This window comes from Klebsiella sp. HMSC09D12 (assembly GCF_001808475.1).
Classification (GTDB): Bacteria; Pseudomonadota; Gammaproteobacteria; order Enterobacterales; family Enterobacteriaceae; genus Klebsiella; species Klebsiella oxytoca.
Window position 1 is genome coordinate 13,549 of sequence record NZ_KV793512.1, and the last position, 22,488, is coordinate 36,036.

Consider the following 22,488-nt stretch of genomic DNA (forward strand, 5'->3'; position numbering starts at 1 on the left):
ATGATACCGTCTATGCCTGAACAATACCGATACTCTCTGCCGGTTAAAGCCGGCGATCAGCGCCAGCTTGGCGAACTGACCGGCGCGGCCTGCGCCACTCTGGTGGCTGAAATGGCCGAGCGCCACGGCGGCCCGGTGGTACTGATAGCCCCCGATATGCAGAACGCCCTGCGTCTGAATGATGAAATCAGGCAGTTTACCGACAGCATGGTAGCAGGCCTGGCGGACTGGGAAACGCTCCCCTACGATAGCTTCTCTCCGCACCAGGATATTATCTCTTCACGTCTCGCCACCCTGTACCAGCTCCCGACCATGGAACGCGGCGTGCTGATCGTCCCGGTCAGCACTCTCATGCAGCGCGTCTGTCCGCATAATTTCCTCCACGGCCACGCGCTGGTGATGAAAAAAGGCCAGCGGCTGTCGCGGGATGCGCTGCGCTCGCAGCTGGATAGCGCCGGCTATCGTCACGTCGATCAGGTCATGGAGCACGGCGAGTACGCCACGCGCGGCGCATTGCTTGATCTGTTCCCGATGGGCAGCGAGCAGCCCTACCGTCTCGATTTTTTTGATGATGAGATCGATAGCCTGCGTCTGTTCGACGTCGACAGCCAGCGAACGCTGGAGGAAGTCGCCAGTATCAACCTGCTTCCGGCGCACGAATTTCCGACCGACCAGGCCGCTATCGAGCTGTTTCGCAGCCAGTGGCGCGACCGCTTCGAGGTTAAGCGCGACGCCGAGCATGTTTATCAGCAGGTCAGTAAAGGCACGCTGCCTGCGGGGATCGAATACTGGCAGCCTCTGTTCTTTAACGAACCGCTGCCGCCGCTGTTCAGCTATTTCCCGGCGAAAACGCTGATCGTCAACACCGGCGATCTCGAAGCCAGCGCCGAACGCTTCCAGAATGAAACCCGCGCTCGCTTTGAAAATCGCGGCGTTGATCCGATGCGTCCGCTTTTGCCGCCGGAGCAGCTGTGGCTGCGCAGCGATGAACTGTTCAGCGAGCTGAAAAAATGGCCGCGCGTGCAGCTCAAAACCGAACGCCTGGCGGAGAAGGCCGCTAATACCAATCTCGGCTATCAAAAATTACCCGAGCTGGCGATTCAGGCGCAGAACAAAGCGCCGCTGGATAACCTGCGCCGATTCCTCGAATCCTTTAGCGGGCCGGTGATTTTCTCGGTTGAGAGCGAGGGACGCCGCGAAGCACTCGGTGAAATGCTGGCCCGCATCAAGATCGCGCCAAAGCATATTTTGCGTCTTGAAGAGGCGACGGGTAACGGCCGCTATTTGATGATCGGCGCCGCCGAGCATGGCTTTATTGATAGCCAGCGCAACCTGGCGCTGATTTGCGAAAGCGACCTGCTGGGCGAGCGCGTTGCCCGCCGTCGTCAGGATTCACGCCGCACCATCAATCCGGATACGTTGATTCGTAACCTGGCGGAGCTGCATATCGGTCAGCCGGTGGTGCATCTTGAGCATGGAGTTGGGCGCTATGCCGGAATGACGACCCTTGAAGCGGGCGGCATTAATGGCGAATACCTGATGCTGACCTACGCCAACGACGCCAAACTGTACGTCCCGGTATCCTCACTGCATCTGATTAGCCGCTATGCGGGCGGGGCGGAAGAGAATGCGCCGCTGCATAAACTGGGCGGCGACGTCTGGGCGCGAGCGCGGCAGAAAGCGGCCGAGAAAGTGCGCGACGTGGCCGCCGAGCTGCTGGATATCTATGCCCAGCGCGCGGCGAAAGCCGGCTATGCGTTTAAACATGATAAACAGCAGTATCAGCTGTTTTGCGACAGCTTCCCGTTCGAGACCACGCCCGACCAGGCGCAGGCTATTAACGCCGTCCTGAGCGATATGTGCCAGCCTCTGGCGATGGACCGTCTGGTGTGCGGCGATGTTGGCTTCGGCAAAACGGAAGTGGCGATGCGCGCCGCTTTCCTGGCGGTCGAAAACCATAAGCAGGTGGCGGTGCTGGTGCCAACCACCCTGCTCGCCCAGCAGCACTTCGATAACTTCCGCGATCGCTTTGCTAACTGGCCGGTGCGTATTGAGATGCTTTCGCGCTTTCGCAGCGCCAAAGAGCAGGCGCAGATCCTTGAGCAAGTCGCGGAAGGAAAAATCGATATTCTTATCGGCACCCATAAACTGCTGCAGCCGGACGTTAAGCTGCGCGATCTCGGTCTCCTGATTGTTGATGAAGAGCACCGCTTTGGCGTGCGTCACAAAGAGCGCATCAAGGCAATGCGCGCCGACGTCGATATCCTGACCCTGACCGCGACGCCTATTCCGCGCACGCTGAATATGGCGATGAGCGGTATGCGCGATCTTTCGATCATCGCCACGCCGCCCGCCCGCCGTCTGGCGGTCAAAACCTTCGTGCGCGAATATGACGCGCTGGTGGTACGCGAGGCGATCCTGCGTGAGGTGCTGCGCGGCGGCCAGGTTTACTACCTCTATAATGACGTGGAAAACATCCAGAAAGCCGCCGAGAGGCTGGCGGAGCTGGTGCCGGAAGCGCGCATTACCATCGGTCATGGACAGATGCGCGAGCGCGAGCTCGAGCGGGTGATGAACGATTTCCATCACCAGCGTTTTAACGTGCTGGTCTGTACCACCATTATCGAAACCGGGATCGACATACCCACGGCGAACACCATTATTATTGAGCGTGCCGATCACTTCGGCCTGGCTCAGCTGCATCAGCTACGCGGACGCGTTGGCCGGTCGCACCATCAGGCCTATGCCTGGCTGCTGACGCCGCATCCGAAAGCGATGACCCCCGATGCGCAAAAACGCCTTGAGGCTATTGCATCGCTGGAAGATCTCGGCGCTGGCTTTGCGCTGGCGACCCATGACCTCGAAATTCGCGGCGCGGGCGAGCTGCTGGGCGAAGATCAGAGCGGTTCTATGGAAACCATCGGCTTCTCCCTCTATATGGAGCTACTGGAAAACGCCGTTGACGCGCTGAAGGCCGGGCGCGAGCCCTCGCTGGAAGATCTCACCAGCCAGCAAACCGAAGTTGAGCTACGGATGCCGTCGCTGCTGCCAGACGACTTTATCCCGGATGTGAATACTCGCCTGTCGTTCTACAAACGCATTGCCAGCGCGAAGAGTGAGAATGAGCTGGAGGAGATCAAAGTCGAACTTATCGATCGCTTTGGCCTGCTGCCGGATCCGGCCCGCAATCTGCTCGATATCGCCCGGCTGCGCCAGCAGGCGCAGAAGCTGGGGATCCGCAAGCTTGAGAGCAACGAAAAAGGCGGCACCATTGAGTTTAACGAGAAGAATAACGTTAATCCGATGTGGCTGATTGGCCTGCTGCAGAAGCAGCCGCAGCACTATCGACTGGATGGCCCGACGCGCCTCAAATTTACGCAGGACCTCGCCGAGCGTAAAACGCGGATGGACTGGGTGCGCCAGTTTATGCTTCAGCTGGAAGAGAACGCCACCGCTTAACGGTGCCCCGGGATACGATCCGCGCGTCGTATCCCGGCCCCCTCATATTCGGCAAAATTTACAAACATTTTGCAATCCCTCTGCACTTCCACACACTCGTTCGACCATAATCTCAGGGACTTTTCGTATAAAAATAACCACTTACTTGATATGGAATTAAGGTGATGAAGAGCTTTTCGCGACTTTCTTTCTGGCTGGGGATGATGGCTATCGCCGCCGCGCTGGCGCTGCCCGCTCGCGCCAATACCTGGCCCCTGCCGCCTCCGGGCAGCCGTCTGGTCGGGCAGAACCAGTTCCACGTGGTCGAGAATAATGGCGGCTCGCTGGAAGCGATCGCTAAGAAGTACAACGTCGGTTTTCTGGCCCTGCTTCAGGCGAACCCCGGCGTGGATCCTTACGTTCCGCGAGCCGGTAGCGTACTGACCATCCCGCTGCAAACGCTGTTGCCCGACGCGACGCGGGAAGGGTTAGTCCTTAACCTGGCCGAACTTCGTCTCTATTACTATCCGCCGGGCAAAAATGAAGTGACCGTGTACCCTATCGGCATCGGCCAGCTCGGCGGTGATACCATCACCCCAACGATGGTCACCACCGTATCCGACAAACGCGCCAACCCGACCTGGACGCCTACGGCCAATATTCGCGCCCGCTATAAGGCGATGGGCATTGACCTGCCTGCCGTCATGCCCGCCGGGCCGGATAACCCGATGGGCCACCACGCCATTCGTCTGGCAGCGTACGGCGGCGTCTACCTGCTACACGGCACCAACGCCGATTTCGGTATCGGCATGCGCGTAAGCTCCGGCTGTATTCGTCTGCGCGATGATGATATCAAAGCGTTGTACAATGAAATTAGCCCGGGCACCCGAGTGACGATAATCAATACGCCCATTAAGGTATCCGTTGAGCCGAACGGTACCCGTCTGGTAGAAGTGCACCAGCCGCTGTCAAAGCATATTGACGACGATCCGCAGACCCTGCCGATTACGCTCACTGACAGCATGCAGGCTTTCAAACAGGCGCAGTTGACCGATACCGAAGTGATGGAACGTGCAATGATGCTGCGCTCCGGTATGCCGGTTGATGTGACCCGTCACCCCCGGGCCAGCGAACAGTCGCTATAGTTCATCCGCTAACGGACGTAAAAAAACCGCCTTCAGTTCACACTGAGGCGGTTTTTTTATGGCAATAATCAAACAGAGTACAGCTTTACTGCGTTTCGCGGCGCCATAAAGGGGTGGGCGCCGCGTCTCAGCAGGGAATAACTTACTTCTTACTTCGCGCGGTCAACTGAAGGGGGTCAGAACCGCGCGTGGTCAGTGGCAAAACAGGGGTGGTGCTAAATTACTTATAGATAACCGCGGTTCCGTGAAGGGTATTTGGACCGGTTACTGAAGTGATACGGTAAGAGGTTGCACCCATCTCTTCCGCTTTTTGCGCCAGCTGATCTTCCAGAGAACCCAGGTTGGTACCAGCAGAGGCGGAAACGGTACCGATTTTATGCTGGCCTGCCGGAGTGGATTGAACTTCAACAGCGGCAAAGCTGGCGAAAGAGAGCGAGCTGAGAACAGCGGCGATGGCTAATGTTTTAACATTTTTCATGATTATTAAACCTGTGCAGATGAATATTTTTGTAGGGACGAACGCATTTACTTAACGATCGATAGGTAAATAATAATGTGATCCACATCACACGTCAAACTATTTTTATAACGTTCGTTTAACTATTTACAAACAGCTTAAAATTCATACATATATGAATTATTTATTTTTAGGCCTGCATCGCTGGCAGCCCATCAGCTTTATTTTTATAATGCTTCTTCAACACACCAACACAGGTACAGCGGCACCATGACAACTGACGTTCAAAGTTGCACGAAAAAAAGCCGTGGCCGACCTAAAGTGTTCGACAGGGAAGCGGCGCTGGATAAGGCCATGACACTCTTCTGGCAGCACGGCTATGAAGCCACCTCTCTCGCCGATCTGGTCGAAGCGACGGGCGCAAAAGCGCCAACGCTTTATGCCGAATTCGTGAATAAAGAGGGGTTGTTTCGGGCGGTGCTGGATCGCTACATCTCGCGTTTTGCCGCCAGGCATGAGGCGCTTTTGTTTGACGACGAGAAAACCGTCGATCGGGCCTTGCGCGATTATTTCACCGCCGTCGCGACCTGCTTCACCAGCAAAGAGACGCCAGCAGGCTGTTTTATGATCAATACCTCTGCGGCGCTGGCGGCCTCCTCAACCGATATCGCCAATACCGTGAAGTCGCGGCACGCGATGCAGGAACAGACGCTCACTCATTTTCTCCAGCAGCGGCAGCTGCGCGGCGAACTGCCGCCAGACGGCGATGTTCATCAGCTGGCGCAGTTCCTGAACTGTATACTGCAGGGGATGTCCATCAGCGCCCGCGAAGGCGCCGATTTCACTAAAATCATGCAAATTGCCGAAACCACGCTGCGGTTGTGGCCCCAGGTTCTTCAGCGCTAATTTCTCCTTTACCGGTGGGCGCACCACCGGTTTCACCCCGCCTTACCCACACATTACGTCATGTTTTCAGTCGTTTATTTGTTTTTTTCTCGAGAATGATATTGATAACAATAATCAATACGGGCAGAATTCAGCCTTAAACATTTCTGTTTATTTCACCCTGTAACAACCGGTGCACCCGTACCGGAAAATTAAAACAACGATATCGTTAGCCCTAACTAATTCGAGTTGCAGGACAAGGTACTTGTGCCTTGAACTGCGCTAGTGCTGGCCCCGTAGGGGCCAGCGCCATGGATGGGCCGAGTAATCCAAAGCCAACACCTGCGACTTGAAGAATGACGGGCATAAACTCATAAAAGGAATGAGCATGAACAAGCGTCTCTGGGTACTCAACCCACTGCTGCTGGCAACCGCCCTGCCCGCCTGGGCCGCTGATGACAATATGATCGTCAGCGCTAACCGAACGCATCGCACCGTCGCTGAAATGGCGCAGACCACCTGGGTCATTGAAGGCCAGGAGATTGAACAGCAGGTACAGGGCGGTAAAGAATTTAAAGATGTGCTTGCGCAGCTGATCCCTGGCATCGACGTCAGCAGCCAGGGACGCACCAACTACGGCATGAACATGCGCGGCCGCGCGATCGTCGTCCTGATCGATGGCGTTCGCCTTAACTCCTCCCGTACCGACAGTCGCCAGCTGGATTCAATCGATCCGTTTAACATTGAACACATTGAGGTGATCTCCGGCGCCACCTCGCTCTACGGCGGCGGCAGTACCGGTGGTCTTATCAATATCGTCACCAAAAAGGGACAACAAGAGCGTCAGGTCGATCTGGAACTGGGAGGCAAATCCGGCTTTGCTAATAGCAACGATCGCGATGAACGCGTGGCGGCAGCGGTCAGCGGCGGTACCGACCACGCTTCCGGTCGTTTGTCGGTCGCTTATCAGCGCTTCGGCGGCTGGTATGACGGTAACCACGATGCGCTAATCCTGGATAATACCCAGACCGGCCTGCAGCATTCCGATCGCCTCGACGTCATGGGGACGGGAACCATTGAAATTGACGATAACCGTCAGCTGCAGCTGGTTACGCAGTATTATAAAAGCCAGGGCGACGATTATGGCCTGTACCTGGGGAAAAATATGTCGGCGGTGACCGGCGACGGCAAGGCCTTTACCACCGATGGTCTGAACTCGGACCGCGTACCCGGCACCGAGCGTCACCTCATTAGCCTGCAGTATTCCGATGCCGATTTCCTTGGCCAGAACCTCGTCAGTCAGGTTTATTATCGCGATGAATCCTTGTCCTTTTATCCCTTCCCTACGCTGAGCAAAGGCCAGGTTAGCAGCTTCTCATCCTCAAAACAGGATACCGATCAATACGGGGCGAAAGTCACCCTTAACAGCCAGCCGCTGGACGGATGGGACCTGACCTGGGGGCTGGATGCGGACCACGAAACGTTCAACGCCAATCAGATGTTCTTCGATCTGAATCGATCAATGTCTTCCGGGGGCCTGAATAACCAGGCAATCTATACCACTGGCCGTTATCCCGGCTACAGCATTACCAACCTGGCGCCGTTCCTGCAGTCCAGCTACGATCTGAACGATATTTTCACCCTCAGCGGCGGCGTACGTTACCAGTGGACGGAAAACCGGGTCGATGACTTTGTTGGCTATGCCCAGCAGCAGGATGTCGCCGGCGGTAAGGTCAGCTCGGCGGATGCCATTCCGGGCGGAAAAACCGATTACGATAACTTCCTGTTTAACGCCGGGATCGTTGCTCATCTCACCGACCGCCAGCAAACCTGGTTTAACTTCTCTCAGGGCGTTGAGCTACCGGACCCGGGGAAATACTACGGCATCGGCAAGTACGGCGCGGCGGTCAACGGCCATCTCCCGCTTCTCTCCAGCGTTAACGTCGGCGACTCGCCGCTGCAGGGGATCAAAGTCAACTCTTACGAACTGGGCTGGCGCTATACCGGTGATAACCTGCGCACCCAGCTGGCGGCATACTATTCGACCTCCGATAAGACGATTGTTGTTAACCGTACCGACATGACCATCGACGTGCAGTCCGATAAACGCCGTATTTACGGCCTTGAAGGGGCCGTAGATTACTTCTTCCCGAATAGCGACTGGAGCGCCGGAGCTAACTTTAACGTGCTGAAATCTCAGGTGAAGAGTGACGGTAGCTGGCAGAAGTGGGACGTGACGCTCGCCTCGCCGTCAAAAGCCACCGCCTGGGTTGGCTGGGCGCCCGAACCGTGGTCGCTGCGGGTACAGAGCCAACAGGTATTCGATCTCAGCGATGCCAGCGGCAATAAGCTTGATGGTTATAATACCGTGGACTTTATCGGCAGCTACGCGCTACCTCTTGGCAAACTGACCTTCAGTATCGAGAACCTGCTTAATGAAGATTATGTCACCGTCTGGGGCCAGCGCGCGCCGCTGCTCTACAGCCCAACCTACGGCAGCAGCTCTCTGTACGAATATAAAGGTCGCGGCCGTACCTTTGGCCTGAACTACGCACTGAGCTTCTGATAAAAAAAGCCCCTCGGCCTGAGCGACTGAGGGGCTAATAGAGATAAACATCTTTTTTACGCTTTGTTAGTCAGAATCAGTTGACCATTGCTGTCCAGCGGGATTTGCGCGCCGGGGTCGCGATCCATACGGATTTTGCCCTGCTGGTCGCCGATTTTGTAAGTGACGTCATAGCCGAGCATTTTTTCCGATTTGTCATACACCGTTTTACAGCGCTGCTGCGTGGTTGTGTAGGTGTCCCCTTCCTGCATTGAGCCCTGAATCTGGTTACCAGCATAGCCGCCGCCCAGCGCGCCCACGACGGTGGCAACGTCGCGGCCGCGGCCGCCGCCGAACTGATGACCAATCACCCCGCCGGCCACTGCGCCTAAGACTGAACCGGCAATACGGTTTTCATCCTGCACCGGGCGACGATGAGTGACGGTGACGTTTCGGCACTCTTTACGCGGGGTTTTAATGCTCTCTTTTATCGGCGTACTGGACACCACCTGCGCATACTGCGGTCCGCGATCTAACACGTTAAGACCGGCAACGGCTGCAACGCCCAGCGCGGCAGCCACGCCAATCCCTATACCCGCCAACATAGATTTATTCACGGGACATCCTCCTTTGTTGCTATTACCGCTAAGTTTGCCGCTCAGCCATAAGCCTTGCAAATAAGAAAGCGGATGAAAAGTGCGTGAACGTACGGCAAATCAAGGTGATTCGGAGAAATCTGAGGGGGTTTTACGGAAAAGACAGGAGGATATTCTGGATATTTCCGGGGGAAAGCTTAGCGGAGGGATCCGGGCGACAGCACCTTTTGGCTCTGCCGCCCGAACAACATTAATGCAGCTTCAGGCGCGGGCGAATAATACGGTTGATACGCCCTACCAGCATCATCAGGCCGGTTTTGAAGTAACCGTGCAGCGCAATCTGGTGCATACGGTACAGAGAGATATAGACGAAACGCGCAATGCGCCCTTCAATCATCATTGAACCGCGCATCAGGTTGCCCATCAGGCTGCCCACGGTGGAATAGTTGGAGAGCGACACCAGCGAACCGTGATCCTTATAGGTATAGGCTTTAAGGGGTTTACCTTTCATCTGCGCCAGAATGTTGTGCAGAGCGCAGGTCGCCATCTGGTGCGCAGCCTGAGCGCGCGGTGGGACAAAACCGCCTTCAGGACGGGCGCAGGAGGCGCAGTCGCCAATGGCGTAGATATCCTCGTCGCGAGTGGTTTGCAGCGTCGGCTCAACCACCAGCTGGTTAATGCGGTTGGTTTCCAGGCCGCCAATCTCTTTCATGAAGTCCGGCGCTTTAATGCCGGCCGCCCAGACCATCAGATCCGCGTTAATAAATTCGCCTTCTTTCGTGTGCAGACCGTTAGCATCGGCGCTGGTGACCATGGTTTTGGTCAAAACGCGAACGCCCAGCTTGGTCAGCTCGTTGTGCGCCGCGCCGGAGATACGCGGCGGCAGTGCCGGCAGAATACGCTCGCCGGCTTCAACCAGCGTCACGTTAAGGGCTTCATTGGTCAGACCTTTATAGCCATAGCTGTGCAGCTGCTTCACCGCGTTATGCAGCTCGGCCGACAGCTCAACGCCGGTTGCGCCGCCGCCTACGATGGCGATATTCACCTTACCGTCCGCCCCAAGATTCGCCGAGTACTTGAGGAACAGATCCAGCATTTCCTGATGGAAACGACGCGCCTGATGCGGGTTGTCGAGGAAAATGCAGTTTTCTTTAACCCCTGGCGTATTGAAGTCGTTAGAGGTACTTCCCAGTGCCATCACCAGCGTGTCGTAAGGCAGCTTACGCTCAGGTACCAGCAGCTCACCCTTTTCGTTACGCAGTTCAGCAAGGGCGATCGTTTTGGTCTCGCGGTTAATATCCACCACTGACCCCAGCTGGAACTGGAAGCCGTGGTTACGGGCGTGGGCCAGGTAGCTCAGCGCGTCTACACCTTCATCAAGTGAACCGGTCGCTACTTCATGTAGCAGCGGTTTCCACAGGTGGCTGTGGTTACGATCGACCAGCGTAATTTTGGCTTTCTTATTGCGGCCCAGCTTTTTACCCAGCTGGGTAGCCAGCTCCAGCCCACCGGCACCACCACCCACAATCACTATTTTTTTCAATGGTGTAGTCACGCGACCCCCTAAAATTATTAACCAATTGTTAATTAAAAGTTATTGATATAGCCTTTAATTAACAACAGGTTACGGCATTGAAACCATTCAGCGAGATCGAGAATAACATGAACGGTGCATTGGTCATACCAAAATTGATATGCATCAAGTTTTACTGCATATTTTTTGAGCTCGCAATCGCAGAAATGGATAAAAAAAGCCCGCATTGTTTTCACATTGCGGGCCGGGAGCGATTAGCCGAGGGTTTTGAAGGCTTTTATTCGCTGGAGATGCGGGGAGATATTTTTAAACTTGTGGGTCTGTTCTTCATCCCAGATGATCTCATAGTAGTGGTGCAGCAGGTCCGCAGAACGCTGGCTATCCAGCGCTTCATCCTGTCGTGACAGCACCACCAGGCAGCGGTCGCGGTTTTTTTCACGGAAATTATTCACGCACTTGGTGGCGATATCCGCATACTCTTCCGGCCGGTCAATCTTGCCTTCCATATTTTCATCAGGAAACAGGTTGGGGTTGAAAACGGCCTGGCGAATATCGCAAAGAAAGCCAATTCTCTCCGCCCAGAAACCACCGAGACCCACGCCGCAAATGAGGGGTCGATCGTCGGCGCTTAGCTGCAGCATTTTATCGACTTCTTTTAACAAATGCTGCATATCATGTTTAGGATGCCGCGTGCTGTAGCTAATTAACCGGACATCGGGGTCAATAAACTGAAGCTGTAGCACCTTCTCATGGTTACCGGGGCTGTTTGAGTCAAAACCATGTAAATAGATAATCATCGCATCCTCACCAGACAACAACGCCTTTCAGGTATATTACGCGGACTTCGCCTCTTGCCAGCGCGCGTGAAGCTGCTCCAGCTGCGCGCTTATTGTCTTCCAGCGGGCGGAATCCCTTAACGCCTGACGGCTAATGGAACCTTTATGATACAATTTCGTAACACGCTCTGCTTTGATCGGCGACAGGTTATCCAGCACGCTGACCGCACCCTTACGATTATTGCAGACAAGGATCATATCGCAACCCGCATCCAGGGACGCCTGGCCGCGTTCGGCATAGCTGCCCATAATCGCCGCGCCTTCCATTGACAGATCGTCAGAGAATATTACGCCGTCAAATCCCAGCTCGCCGCGCAGGACCGTTTTCAGCCAGTGCGCGGAGCCGCTGGCGGGACGGGGGTCAACGTCGCTGTAAATAACGTGGGCGGGCATAATAGCATCCAGACGCTGCTCGCCAATCAGCGTGCGGAACACGGCCATATCTTTCGCGCGAATTTCCGCTTCCGCACGCGGATCGCGCGGCGTCTCTTTGTGAGAGTCTGCCGTCACCGCCCCATGCCCCGGGAAGTGCTTGCCGGTGGTTTTCATACCCGCGCCGTGCATGCCATCGATGAAATGGCGAGCTATCGCCAGCGCCTTGTCGGGGTCCTGATGATAAGAGCGCTCGCCAATAGCGGCGCTGATATGTCCGACATCCAGCACCGGCGCAAAGCTGATATCAATATCCATAGCGATCATTTCGCTGGCCATCAGCCAACCGGCTTCTGCGGCCAGCCGGCCGCCCTCTTCCATGCCTAGCAGGGCGGCGAAGGATTGCGCTGCAGGAAGACGGGTAAAGCCCTCGCGGAAACGCTGCACGCGACCGCCTTCTTGATCGACCGCCACCACCAGATGGTTGCGCGAAGCCTCGCGGATCTGGCGAACCAGCTCACGCAGCTGCGCCGGATCGTGATAGTTGCGGGTAAACAGGATCAGCCCGCCAACCAAAGGATGCGCCAGAATCTCACGCTCTTCCGCATCCAGTTCAAAACCTTCGACATCCAACATTACCGGGCCCACAGCCACCTCTCTTATCCTTTTATTTTTTGTCTAACTGACGCCATATCTCATCGGCCAGCGTGATAAACTGCCGGTCGCCGGTTTGCTGCCAGCGTCGTTCATACCAGCCCGCCATCAGCAGCCGCACCCAAGGGCGCCAGCGCTGAATTTGCCGCCAGAGCTGAAGCTCATCAATGTGCGCCTGTCGCGCATACTCTGCGGTAAGCTGGCGATGCGCAACGGGGTCGATCCACACCGCCGCCAGTTCCAGCGCGATATCGCCATCGCCCGCATATTCCCAGTCAATCAGCCGCAGTCCCGCCTCGCCGCGAACAATATTGCCCGCATGGACATCCATATGTAAGGGCGCCAGACGTAACGGCTGCGGTTCGCCCCGGCGAAGCAGCCGCTTATGCCACCGTAGCCACAGCGGTGTACGGCGCGCAGGACTGCACTGCTGCCAGTAACGCTCAAGCAGCGGCCGAAGCGCGACACGCCAGCCAAAGCGTGGCTGCCGGTGCAGATGATACAGCAACCCTGCGAGCGCCGGACACTCCGGTAATGCGTTGACCACGTCGCCAGAGCAATATTCCACCACCATCCAGGCGGGAGAATAAAAAACCGGCGCAGGCGCTAAGGTATTGGGAAGGCGGGAAAGCACACGGTACTGGCGGCGGAAGTCGCAGGACGGCGCATGCGGGTCGTGCGGCTGGCGCAGCACCCGCTTTCGCCGGCCATCGCTGAGAATACAGCTGCCGCCGCTCAGCCCGGTTTCGGACAGCGCGGCGACAGGCGTATAGTGGGGGAAAAAGCGCGACAGCACTTCGTCGCGCGTGAGCTTATTGTTGCTGAACAGCACCTTTACCCGACCAGATAATTTCGCCGGTTTGTACCAGCATCAGCTGCATTTTCAGCTCAGGTGAATTGACGTTGCCGGTTGCGTTGGAATAGAGCACATACTGTGCGCCAACGGTGCGCGCAATGCCCATCGCTTTGCTGCGACTACCAAGGCTATCCTGTGGCGACAGGCCAAGCTGCTGTTTGGCCACGCCCAGCTGCTGCTGGGAAACCAGGGTGAATTTTCCGTTACCCTCAAGCGCATTACGCAGCGCCGTGGTGGCTTCACCCGCATTCAACGTGCCGTTAGTGCGGTTGTTGACGCTGTCGACCAGCAAAATGCTGCCCGCATTTACGCCGCTGGCCTGCAGCATCTGACCAATCATCGGCTGCACCGCGGAGTGCCAGTCAAAATGACGCACGCGCGGCGCCGGCTGCGCAGGCTGCTCGCCGTGTTCAATCGGACCCGGCTGGGTCGGTATCACGGGAATAGTCGGCACAGTCGGCTGCGGCTGAACAGGCTGCTGCGGCTTCGGCTGCGCTTCCTCAACGGGAGCGGGTTCCTGACGTTGACCCACGCATCCGGCAAGGAATATCGCCAGTGCGGTAACTAATGCATAGCGACATAGTTTAATCATTACGATTACCTCTTACAGATAAAGATAAAGTCGGGCCTTGTGCGCCCCCAGAATATTGGCGCTGCCATAAAGCGTAACGGAAGAGTGCGCAGGAACCGTTATGCTGCGTGCAGACTCCAGCGGATGCATTTCCAGTCCCCTGGCGTCATACCAGAAAAAGCGATAATGCACGGTCACCGGAACCTGGCGTTCATTGAACAATCTGGTGGTCGCCGTCGCCTGAATCTCGGATGCGGTTACCGTTGGTACTTCAGCGCTGATTCCTGCTGCCAGTACGTTTGATTCCATCACCAGACTTTGCTGATCGCTGACCGGTATTTCCGGATGCGAACTGCACCCGGCCAGTAGTGTCACGGCCAGTAATGCGCCGAAATGGGCTGCACGCATGGAGTTTAACCTTTATGAGCCAGCATCGGGCCTAACGGACGGCCGCCCAGCAGGTGCATATGGATATGATAGACCTCCTGGCCGCCGTGGCGATTGCAGTTAACGATCAGGCGATAGCCATCGTCGGCGAGCCCCTCGTCGCGGGCGATTTTCGCCGCTACGGTCATCATGCGCCCCAGAGCCAGCTCATGCTCTGCGGTCACATCATTGACGGTGGGAATCAGGATATTGGGAACGATCAGAATATGGGTCGGTGCCTGCGGAGAGATATCGCGAAAAGCGGTAACGAGCTCATCCTGATAAACCACATCCGACGGGATCTCCCGGCGAATGATTTTGCTGAAAATCGTTTCTTCTGCCATGACTGATTCCTTAATCATTTTTATACCGTGCACTGGCCTGCCCCTGCAGGTAAACGCGGACGCACGAAATTCCTCTAAGAGTATGAGCGAGTTACTCCCCCTCTTTCAACCTGAATGCGTTTTTTCTTACGCCACAAAGCGCCTGGCTGCCGACGGATTAATCGTTTATTACCTGGAAACGATGCAACGGCAGAAATAACGCCTTTATGACCTTCATGCTTACCCTTATTTACAGCTTAAATATTAATGCGTATATTTCTCATTTGTATTCAAAATGAATGCAGTGCGCTTACGATCGACCGCGGCCAGAGAGCCGTAGCGAATAACAATTATCTCATGATCAAGGGTTTATGATGTCTCTCTCCACTCACTCCCGGGATGGGCGAAACGCTCCATCCCTGCTTGCGATGGGCATAGCGCTGGCGCTCTCCCCAAACCTTAGCCAGGCTGCCAGTCACTCCGAAGACACTATTATTGTAGAAGGTTCCGCAGATAGCGCTTCGGATACGCAAGAACAGGATTACAGCGTCAAAACTACCTCCGCAGGGACAAAAATGGAGATGGCCCAGCGCGATATCCCGCAATCGGTCAGTATCATCACCGAACAACGGATGCGCGATCAGCAGTTGCAAACGCTGGGTGATGTGATGGAGCACACCATGGGGATCAGCAGCAGCCAGGCAGATTCTGACCGCACCAGCTACTACTCTCGTGGTTTTGAGATCGATAACTATATGGTCGATGGCATTCCGACCTGGTTTGAATCCCGCTGGAATCTGGGCGACGCGCTTTCCGATATGGCTCTTTTCGAACGGGTGGAGGTCGTCCGCGGCGCGAATGGTCTGCTGACCGGCACCGGTAATCCCGCCGCGTCGATCAATATGATCCGTAAGCATGCGACCAGCCGCGAGTTCAAGGGAAATGTCTCTGCGGAGTACGGCAGCTGGAACAAGCAGCGCTACGTTGCCGATATGCAAAGTCCGCTAATCGAAGATGGCAACGTGCGGGCGCGCATTATCGCTGGTTATCAAAATAATGACTCATGGCTCGATCGTTACAACAGCGAAAAAACGTTCTTCTCGGGGATTGTGGATGCGGATCTCGCGACGTCGACCAGTTTATCCGCCGGCTACGAGTATCAGCGTATCAACGTCAATAGCCCGACATGGGGCGGTCTGCCGCGCTGGAATACCGATGGCAGCACAAACCGTTACGATCGCGCCCACAGCACCGCTCCAGACTGGGCCTATAACGACAAAGAGATCAATAAAGTCTTCGTTACGCTGAAACAACGCTTTGCTGATACCTGGCAGGCAACGCTGAACGCCACTCACTCCGAGGTCAAGTTCGACAGCAAAATGATGTACGTAGATGCTTACGTCAATAAAGCGACCGGGATGCTGGAGGGGCCTTATAGCAGCTACGGTCCGGGCTATGACTACGTAGGCGGTACCGGCTGGAATAGCGGAAAGCGTAAAGTCGACGCCGTGGATCTGTTCACCGACGGCGGCTACGACCTGTTCGGCCGCCAGCATAATCTGATGATAGGCGGCAGCTACAGCAAGCAAAATAACCGCTATTTCAGCTCGTGGGCAAACGTCTTCCCCAATGAGATTGGCAGCTTCTACAGCTTCAATAGCGCTGGGTTCCCGGAAACCAGCTGGGGCCCGCAGAGTCTGGCGCAGGACGATACCACGCGCATGAAATCACTGTATGCCGCGACGCGTATTTCCCTGCTTGATCCGCTGCATCTGATCCTTGGCGTCCGCTATAACAACTGGAGCATTGAGACGCTGACCTACAACATGGAGAAAAATCATACCACCCCATACGCCGGACTGGTTTACGACATAAACGACAATTGGTCGGCCTACACCAGCTATACCTCGGTCTTCCAGCCGCAGAACAAGCGCGATAGCTCGGGTAAGTATCTGACGCCGATTACCGGGAATAACTATGAAGTGGGCCTGAAGTCGGACTGGATGGACAGCCGATTAACCACGACTCTCGCGATATTCCGCATCGAGCAGGATAATCTCGGCCAGGCGACCGGCGGGCAAATCCCCGGTAGCAACGGCGAAGCAGCCTATAAAACCGTCGATGGAACCGTGAGCAAAGGGGTGGAGTTCGAAATCAACGGTGCGATTACCGATAACTGGCAGATGACCTTTGGGGCGACGCGTTTTGTCGCTGAAGATAATGAAGGCAATGCGGTGAATCCCAACCTGCCGCGAACCAGCGTCAAACTGTTTACCAGCTACCGTCTGCCGGTAATGCCTGAACTGACCGTTGGCGGCGGCGTTAACTGGCAGAACCGGGTATATAAAGATACCGCGACGCCATACGGCACCTTCCGTGCGGAACAGGGCAGCTACGCGCTGGTTGATTTGTTCACTCGCTACCAGGTCACTAAAAATTTTGCTTTGCAGGGTAACGTCAATAACCTGTTCGATAAAACCTACGACACCAACATCGATGGTTCAATTGTCTACGGCGAACCGCGCAACTTCAGCATTACCGCCAGCTATCAGTTCTGATCTCTGGTTAACGTGACAAAATCCGCGGGCGCGCTTTTAACGCCTGCGGCCATTAAAAAAGGCAGCCAGTTGGCTGCCTTAGTCTCCCCATATCACAACTTAGCTGTTGCGGATGTATTCATCCATTTCAGTTTTCAGGTTATCGGATTTAGTACCGAAAATAGCCTGAACGCCCGAACCTGCAACAACCACGCCTGCGGCGCCCAGTTTTTTCAGGCCAGCCTGATCAACTTTCGCCACATCCGCCACGCTCACGCGCAGACGAGTGATACATGCGTCAAGGTTAGTAATGTTCTCTTTACCGCCGAAAGCAGCGATCAGTGCCGGAGCCATTTCGCTGGTCGCGCCAGCTTTGCTGTCTTCGGTTGCATCTTCGCGACCCGGAGTTTTCAGATCCAGCGCTTTAATCAGCACGCGGAAGACCACGTAGTACACGATCGCGTAGCAGATACCGACGATCGGGAACAGCCACAGCTTGCTGCTGTTGCCGGAGAGAACGATAAAGTCGATCAGGCCGTGAGAGAACGACGTCCCGTCACGCATACCCAGCAGGATACAGATCGGGAAGGCCAGGCCCGCCAGAATTGCGTGGATAATGTACAGGATCGGCGCAACGAACATGAAGGAGAACTCGATCGGCTCGGTGATACCGGTCAGGAACGAGGTCAGCGCTGCGGAGATCATGATACCGCCCACTTTCGCGCGGTTTTCTGGCTTAGCAGAGTGCCAGATAGCGATAGCGGCAGCCGGCAGACCGTACATTTTGAACAGGAAGCCGCCGGACAGTTTGCCCGCCGTTGGGTCGCCTGCCATGTAGCGCGGAATATCGCCGTGGAAGACCTGACCTGCTGCGTTGGTGTATTCGCCAATCTGCATCTGGAAAGGTACGTTCCAGATATGGTGCAGACCAAACGGCACCAGGCAACGTTCAATGAAGCCGTAGATACCGAACGCGACAACCGGGTTCTGGTAAGCAGCCCACTGGGAGAACGTCTGGATGGCAGTACCGATCGGCGGCCAGATAAAGGACAGGATCACGCCCGTGAAAATCGCTGCCAGACCGGAGATAATTGGCACAAAACGCTTGCCCGCAAAGAAGCCCAGATACTCAGGCAGCTTGATGCGATAGAAGCGGTTGAACATGTACGCTGCGATGGCACCCGAGATGATACCGCCGAGTACGCCGGTATCTGCAAGGTGTTTAGCCGCAATCTCTTCAGCAGGTAAATGCAGAACCAGAGGCGCAACCACGGACATGGTTTTCACCATGATGCCGTAAGCGACGACCGATGCCAGAGCGGATACGCCGTCGTTATTGGTGAAGCCAAGTGCGACACCGATAGCAAAAATCAGCGGCATGTTAGCGAAGACTGAACCGCCCGCTTCTGCCATGACGTGGGAAACTACGGCTGGCAGCCAGCTGAAGTTTGCGGAACCGACGCCCAGCAGGATACCTGCGATAGGCAGTACGGATACCGGCAGCATCAGCGATTTACCGACCTTCTGCAGGTTAGCAAATGCATTCTTAAACATAATTGAGAGTGCTCCTGAGTATTTGGTGCTTTTTTTACGCTTTCACGCATTGGCCCGGGGGGAGAACCGCGCCGTGGACAGGACATCTAAGCGCCCTTTATTTATTACACAGAGTAAAATAATTACCGGGATGATTGTTTGACGGCTATCACGTTTCAATCAGACACGAGCCAAAAACTTACACTGGTTTACATAACTCGTGTCTGAATGTTACCAAAAAACCTTCACCGCCCCATTTGTGGCGGTGAACTTTACTCGCTTTAGCTATTAATTACGAGCCTTAAAATAATAAGGAATATCAGAGAGGTTGCAGCCGGGAGGGGTCGATATGAAAAAGCGTCGCGAAATTTTCCGTGGTCTGTTGTGCCAGTTGCTCCAGCGATACGCCTTTAAGAACCGCCATATACTCGGCGACATCCCTGACCAATGCCGGTTGGTTCTCTTTACCACGATGCGGTACCGGAGCCAGATACGGCGAATCGGTCTCTACCAACAGGCGATCGAGAGGTACATAGCGCGCCGCATCGCGAAGCTGCTCCGCATTACGGAACGTCACAATGCCGGAAAACGAGATGTAGAACCCCATATCCAGCAGCTTACCCGCTGTCTCTCTATCCTCAGTGAAACAGTGTAGTACGCCACCGCAATCCGTCACTTTTTCTTCGCGTAAAATTTCCAGCGTATCGGCGCGGGCATCTCGGGTATGCACGATAACCGGCTTATTCAGCTCCCGGCCTATCCGGATATGGTCGCGAAACGACGTCTGCTGGCGCGCTTTGGTTTCCGGCGTGTAGAAATAATCCAGTCCGGTTTCACCCATCGCCACCACGCCATCCTCTGCGGCGAGCTGGCGCAGCGCCTCAACGTCGTACTCTTCATCCTGGTTCAACGGATGCACGCCGCAGGAGAAAACGACGTCGTTACGCTGGCCCACCAGCTCGCGCATACCGCGATATCCCGGCAGGGTTGTGGCCACCGCCAGGCAAAATTTCACATCGCGGGCGGCGGCTTTAGCCAGCACATCGTCCACGTTTTTATGCAGCGTTTGATAATCCAGGCCATCGAGATGGCAATGGGAGTCGACTAAAAACATAATGTCTCTCTCAGAGGTGGGATACGGGAAGGACCGCCCCAGGTTGCAGGTAATGTTCCCAGCGCAGAAGGCGCTCGGTAAGCAGCAGTTCGCGATTGATACCGACAACGCTCAGCAACTGCTCGCGGCAGGCGTTAACGTCGCACGCGATCGCCTGTAAACGCGCGGCTGGCAGCGCAGCGGCCAGTTGATTCACCAGAGGCCAGGCATCGGGATTGCTGATAAGCGTAATTCCCTGCTGCCTTTTTTGTGCATCGACCAGCAGTGATGCCAGCCAATGCAGACGAATCGCGGCCTGCTCATGATTCAATACCGGCAGCAAAGACAGCCAGTCGCCGTGGGTTAAAACAGCACCCAGGGTCTGGCAAAGCTGCAGCCGCACGCTCCAGTGAGCGTCCTGCAGCAGATCCAGCGCCGCCGCCGGGGCATTGGCGCTAAGCCGCAGCGCCGCGAGCAATGCATCTTGTGACATTGTCACTTCTCGCTCTAACCACGCCAGCGCATACTGTTCAGAAGGCGGAGCAAGATGATGTAACCGGCAGCGGCTGCGCAACGTGGCCAGCAGGCGTGCGGGCTCCTGACAGGCAAGGAAGAACCATGTGTTTTCCGGCGGCTCCTCCAGCGTTTTCAGCAGGGCGTTGGCCGCCGCGTCGGTCAGCAGAGCGGCATCGTCTATCCAGACGACCTTCGCGCCGCCCAGACGGGCTCGTTCATAGAGTTTTTCGCTCACTTCACGCACGGCGTCAATCCCGAGCGAGCTCTTCCCCTTTTCCGGGATCAACGCATAATAATCCGGATGCGTCCCGGCTTGCATCAGCTGACAGCTATGGCATCGACCGCAGCTTTTATGCCCCTCCGGCTGCCGGCACATCAGAAAACGACACAGCGCGTAAATCAACGCGTCGCTTCCCATACCCGGCAGCGCCTGAACCAGTAGCGCATGGTGACCCCGTCCCGCCTGATAGCCGGAAACTAGCTGTTCAAAAGAGGGACGTAACCACGGATACCATTTCATGCGCGCTGCTCCACGACCCACTGATTCACCACCGCGCGGATATCGCGCTCAACGGCCTCAAGCGGCTGGGTGGCGTCAACGGTGCGTATGGTGTCGTCCTGCGCTGCCAGCTCAAGGTAGCGCGCGCGCGTGCGGTTAAAGAAATCGAGCGACTCCTGTTCGATACGGTCGAGTTCGCCGCGAGCGCGGGCGCGCTTCAGCCCTACCTCGGGAGTCACATCCAGGTAGAGCGTCAGATTGGGACGAAAATCGCCCAGTACCGCATCGCGCAGGGTTGCCAGCATCGTTTGGTCGATACCGCGGCCGCCGCCCTGATAGGCCTGGGTCGAGAGATCGTGACGATCGCCAATGACCCACTGGCCGCGGGCCAGCGCGGGTTTAATGACCGTCTCAACCAGCTGCACGCGCGCCGCGTAAAACATCAGTACTTCGGCTTTATCATTGATAACTTCATCGCCGGTGGACTGTATATCCAGCACCAGACTGCGCAGCTTCTCGGCCAGGATAGTGCCACCCGGCTCGCGGGTAAACACCATGTCGCTAATGCCCAGCTGTTTTAGCGTCTCTACCACAAGATTACGTGCGGTGGTTTTCCCTGCGCCCTCCAGGCCCTCGATGACGATATAGTTACTGCGCATTTTTTTCCTTAAGTACTTTCAGATAGTCCTGAACCGAGCGGTTATGGCCGATCAGGTTGGTATTAAACGTATGTCCGCCCTTCCCGTCCGCGACAAAATAGAGGTACGGCGTTTTTGCCGGATGCGCGGCGGCGTTGAGCGAGGCTTCCCCCGGCGCGGCTATCGGGCCGGGCGGCATGCCGTTAATGACATAGGTGTTGTAAGCGGTTGGGATTTCCAGGTCTTTACGCGTCAACTTACCATTATAACCCTCACCCATGCCGTAAATCACGGTTGGATCGGTTTGCAGACGCATGCCGATACGTAAGCGGTTGATAAACACCGAGGCTACGCGGTCACGCTCTTCGGCCACTGCGGTCTCTTTCTCAATGATCGAGGCCATGGTCAGCAGCTGATTTTTATCTTTGTACGGCAGATTATCCATCCGCCCTTCCCAGGCTTTATCGACCGCGGCAACCATCTTCTGATGCGCGCGCTTAAGGATCGCCACATCGCTGGTGTTGGCGGTATACATCCAGGTATCCGGCCAGAACCATCCTTCGACCCAATCGGGATGCTCCAGATCGAGAGCCTTTGCGACGGTTTCATAGCGATCGTCCGCCAGCGTATGCTTTACGTAGGGCGCATCGCGCAGCTGGCGCAGGTAGTCGCTCACCCGCATCCCTTCCACGAAGCGTAGCGGAAACTGGGCCTCTTTGCCGCTGGCTAACAGCTGCAGCATTTGACGTACCGTCATTTCAGGCGTGAAGCGATAGGTTCCGGCTTTAAAGTGGGATAGCTCAGGCTCAATGCGCAGCAGCCACTGAAACACCCGAGGTCGGTTGATCACTTTATCGCTGTAGAGCTGCTGCCCAAGCGCCAGGCGACCTGTGCCGGTCTCGAGGGTAAAGATGGTCTCTTCTTTAATCAGTAATTTGCTGTCCGCCAGCTGGCGAACTTTCCACATACCGACGCCGGCGGCGATGCCCAGCACCACCACCAATAGCAGGATGAAACGTAACATTTTCTTCATG

At 55.9% G+C, this 22,488-nt stretch carries 19 protein-coding genes; 5 read left to right on the top strand and 14 right to left on the bottom strand.

Annotation, left to right across the window (positions count from 1 at the left end; all coding sequences use genetic code 11):
* Window positions 1–12: 12 nt before the first annotated feature.
* Entirely contained in the window at window positions 13–3,459 is a 3,447-nt protein-coding gene (gene mfd, locus HMPREF3178_RS28330; RefSeq protein WP_017146119.1) for a transcription-repair coupling factor, read from the top strand.
* A gap of 164 nt (window positions 3,460–3,623) precedes the next feature.
* The gene (gene ldtC / locus HMPREF3178_RS28335) at window positions 3,624–4,583 is read left to right on the top strand and encodes a L,D-transpeptidase LdtC (protein WP_004112192.1); all 960 of its coding nucleotides are present in this window, start codon (window positions 3,624–3,626) and stop codon (window positions 4,581–4,583) included.
* Window positions 4,584–4,803: 220 nt separating this feature from the next.
* Here the strand turns inward: ldtC and bhsA are convergent, their stop codons facing one another.
* Window positions 4,804–5,061 (bottom strand): multiple stress resistance protein BhsA, encoded by a 258-nt coding sequence (gene bhsA / locus HMPREF3178_RS28340; protein WP_004131427.1) that lies wholly within the window; start codon window positions 5,059–5,061, stop codon window positions 4,804–4,806.
* 249 nt (window positions 5,062–5,310) lie between these two features.
* On the opposite strand from bhsA, the gene HMPREF3178_RS28345 reads away from it, so the two are divergent.
* Together HMPREF3178_RS28345 and HMPREF3178_RS28350 are read left to right on the top strand one after the other, a co-directional pair.
* Window positions 5,311–5,946 (top strand): TetR/AcrR family transcriptional regulator, encoded by a 636-nt coding sequence (locus HMPREF3178_RS28345; protein ID WP_004101129.1) that lies wholly within the window; start codon window positions 5,311–5,313, stop codon window positions 5,944–5,946.
* Between the two features lie 367 nt (window positions 5,947–6,313).
* Window positions 6,314–8,491, top strand: coding sequence for a TonB-dependent siderophore receptor (locus HMPREF3178_RS28350; RefSeq protein ID WP_016807630.1), 2,178 nt, complete (start codon window positions 6,314–6,316; stop codon window positions 8,489–8,491).
* 56 nt (window positions 8,492–8,547) lie between these two features.
* Here HMPREF3178_RS28350 and HMPREF3178_RS28355 read toward each other — a convergent pair whose 3' ends face one another.
* From HMPREF3178_RS28355 to hinT, 8 genes are all read right to left on the bottom strand, one after another.
* On the bottom strand, window positions 8,548–9,087 hold the full coding sequence (locus tag HMPREF3178_RS28355) for a glycine zipper 2TM domain-containing protein (RefSeq protein ID WP_004101127.1): 540 nt from the start codon (window positions 9,085–9,087) through the stop codon (window positions 8,548–8,550).
* Window positions 9,088–9,316: 229 nt separating this feature from the next.
* The gene (locus tag HMPREF3178_RS28360) at window positions 9,317–10,621 is read right to left on the bottom strand and encodes an NAD(P)/FAD-dependent oxidoreductase (protein ID WP_004101125.1); all 1,305 of its coding nucleotides are present in this window, start codon (window positions 10,619–10,621) and stop codon (window positions 9,317–9,319) included.
* A gap of 233 nt (window positions 10,622–10,854) precedes the next feature.
* On the bottom strand, window positions 10,855–11,397 hold the full coding sequence (gene ycfP, locus HMPREF3178_RS28365; protein ID WP_004101110.1) for an alpha/beta hydrolase YcfP: 543 nt from the start codon (window positions 11,395–11,397) through the stop codon (window positions 10,855–10,857).
* A 36-nt stretch (window positions 11,398–11,433) separates the two neighbouring features.
* Window positions 11,434–12,444: a beta-N-acetylhexosaminidase gene (gene nagZ / locus HMPREF3178_RS28370; RefSeq protein ID WP_029779317.1), complete on the bottom strand. Its 1,011-nt coding sequence runs from the start codon at window positions 12,442–12,444 to the stop codon at window positions 11,434–11,436.
* Between the two features lie 31 nt (window positions 12,445–12,475).
* Window positions 12,476–13,294, bottom strand: a complete 819-nt coding sequence (gene thiK / locus HMPREF3178_RS28375; protein ID WP_016807627.1) for a thiamine kinase — start codon at window positions 13,292–13,294, stop codon at window positions 12,476–12,478.
* Window positions 13,275–13,910 (bottom strand): penicillin-binding protein activator LpoB, encoded by a 636-nt coding sequence (lpoB, locus tag HMPREF3178_RS28380; protein ID WP_004101106.1) that lies wholly within the window; start codon window positions 13,908–13,910, stop codon window positions 13,275–13,277. The genes thiK and lpoB overlap by 20 nt, the downstream gene beginning before the upstream one ends.
* 12 nt (window positions 13,911–13,922) lie before the next feature.
* Window positions 13,923–14,297: a YcfL family putative periplasmic lipoprotein gene (locus HMPREF3178_RS28385; protein WP_014228846.1), complete on the bottom strand. Its 375-nt coding sequence runs from the start codon at window positions 14,295–14,297 to the stop codon at window positions 13,923–13,925.
* 5 nt (window positions 14,298–14,302) lie between these two features.
* Window positions 14,303–14,659, bottom strand: a complete 357-nt coding sequence (gene hinT, locus HMPREF3178_RS28390; RefSeq protein ID WP_004112181.1) for a purine nucleoside phosphoramidase — start codon at window positions 14,657–14,659, stop codon at window positions 14,303–14,305.
* A gap of 353 nt (window positions 14,660–15,012) precedes the next feature.
* On the opposite strand from hinT, the gene fhuE reads away from it, so the two are divergent.
* On the top strand, window positions 15,013–17,196 hold the full coding sequence (gene fhuE, locus HMPREF3178_RS28400) for a ferric-rhodotorulic acid/ferric-coprogen receptor FhuE (RefSeq protein ID WP_017146122.1): 2,184 nt from the start codon (window positions 15,013–15,015) through the stop codon (window positions 17,194–17,196).
* Between the two features lie 99 nt (window positions 17,197–17,295).
* Here fhuE and ptsG read toward each other — a convergent pair whose 3' ends face one another.
* From ptsG to yceG, 5 genes are all read right to left on the bottom strand, one after another.
* Complete coding sequence (gene ptsG / locus HMPREF3178_RS28405) at window positions 17,296–18,729, bottom strand: PTS glucose transporter subunit IIBC (protein ID WP_004101102.1); 1,434 nt, start codon at window positions 18,727–18,729, stop codon at window positions 17,296–17,298.
* Between the two features lie 298 nt (window positions 18,730–19,027).
* Window positions 19,028–19,822 carry a metal-dependent hydrolase gene (locus HMPREF3178_RS28410; protein WP_004112178.1) on the bottom strand — a complete coding sequence of 265 codons (795 nt, stop codon included), beginning with the start codon at window positions 19,820–19,822 and terminating at the stop codon, window positions 19,028–19,030.
* A 10-nt stretch (window positions 19,823–19,832) separates the two neighbouring features.
* Window positions 19,833–20,837, bottom strand: a complete 1,005-nt coding sequence (holB, locus tag HMPREF3178_RS28415) for a DNA polymerase III subunit delta' (protein WP_017146123.1) — start codon at window positions 20,835–20,837, stop codon at window positions 19,833–19,835.
* A complete protein-coding gene (gene tmk / locus HMPREF3178_RS28420; RefSeq protein ID WP_017146124.1) occupies window positions 20,834–21,475 on the bottom strand; it encodes a dTMP kinase in 642 nt (213 codons plus the stop codon). Before tmk ends, holB begins: the two co-directional genes overlap by 4 nt.
* A complete protein-coding gene (yceG, locus tag HMPREF3178_RS28425; protein ID WP_017146125.1) occupies window positions 21,465–22,487 on the bottom strand; it encodes a cell division protein YceG in 1,023 nt (340 codons plus the stop codon). The genes tmk and yceG overlap by 11 nt, the downstream gene beginning before the upstream one ends.
* Between the last annotated feature and the right edge of the window lies 1 nt (window position 22,488).

What these genes read in the sequence shown, in the direction of transcription:
- mfd (WP_017146119.1), top strand. Translation starts at nt 13, where the DNA reads ATGCCTGAACAATACCGATACTCTCTGCCGGTTAAAGCCGGCGATCAG.
- ldtC (WP_004112192.1), top strand. Translation starts at nt 3,624, where the DNA reads ATGAAGAGCTTTTCGCGACTTTCTTTCTGGCTGGGGATGATGGCTATC.
- bhsA (WP_004131427.1), bottom strand. Translation starts at nt 5,061, where the DNA reads ATGAAAAATGTTAAAACATTAGCCATCGCCGCTGTTCTCAGCTCGCTC.
- HMPREF3178_RS28345 (WP_004101129.1), top strand. Translation starts at nt 5,311, where the DNA reads ATGACAACTGACGTTCAAAGTTGCACGAAAAAAAGCCGTGGCCGACCT.
- HMPREF3178_RS28350 (WP_016807630.1), top strand. Translation starts at nt 6,314, where the DNA reads ATGAACAAGCGTCTCTGGGTACTCAACCCACTGCTGCTGGCAACCGCC.
- ycfP (WP_004101110.1), bottom strand. Translation starts at nt 11,397, where the DNA reads ATGATTATCTATTTACATGGTTTTGACTCAAACAGCCCCGGTAACCAT.
- nagZ (WP_029779317.1), bottom strand. Translation starts at nt 12,444, where the DNA reads ATGTTGGATGTCGAAGGTTTTGAACTGGATGCGGAAGAGCGTGAGATT.
- lpoB (WP_004101106.1), bottom strand. Translation starts at nt 13,910, where the DNA reads ATGATTAAACTATGTCGCTATGCATTAGTTACCGCACTGGCGATATTC.
- HMPREF3178_RS28385 (WP_014228846.1), bottom strand. Translation starts at nt 14,297, where the DNA reads ATGCGTGCAGCCCATTTCGGCGCATTACTGGCCGTGACACTACTGGCC.
- hinT (WP_004112181.1), bottom strand. Translation starts at nt 14,659, where the DNA reads ATGGCAGAAGAAACGATTTTCAGCAAAATCATTCGCCGGGAGATCCCG.
- fhuE (WP_017146122.1), top strand. Translation starts at nt 15,013, where the DNA reads ATGTCTCTCTCCACTCACTCCCGGGATGGGCGAAACGCTCCATCCCTG.
- ptsG (WP_004101102.1), bottom strand. Translation starts at nt 18,729, where the DNA reads ATGTTTAAGAATGCATTTGCTAACCTGCAGAAGGTCGGTAAATCGCTG.
- HMPREF3178_RS28410 (WP_004112178.1), bottom strand. Translation starts at nt 19,822, where the DNA reads ATGTTTTTAGTCGACTCCCATTGCCATCTCGATGGCCTGGATTATCAA.
- holB (WP_017146123.1), bottom strand. Translation starts at nt 20,837, where the DNA reads ATGAAATGGTATCCGTGGTTACGTCCCTCTTTTGAACAGCTAGTTTCC.
- tmk (WP_017146124.1), bottom strand. Translation starts at nt 21,475, where the DNA reads ATGCGCAGTAACTATATCGTCATCGAGGGCCTGGAGGGCGCAGGGAAA.
- yceG (WP_017146125.1), bottom strand. Translation starts at nt 22,487, where the DNA reads ATGAAGAAAATGTTACGTTTCATCCTGCTATTGGTGGTGGTGCTGGGC.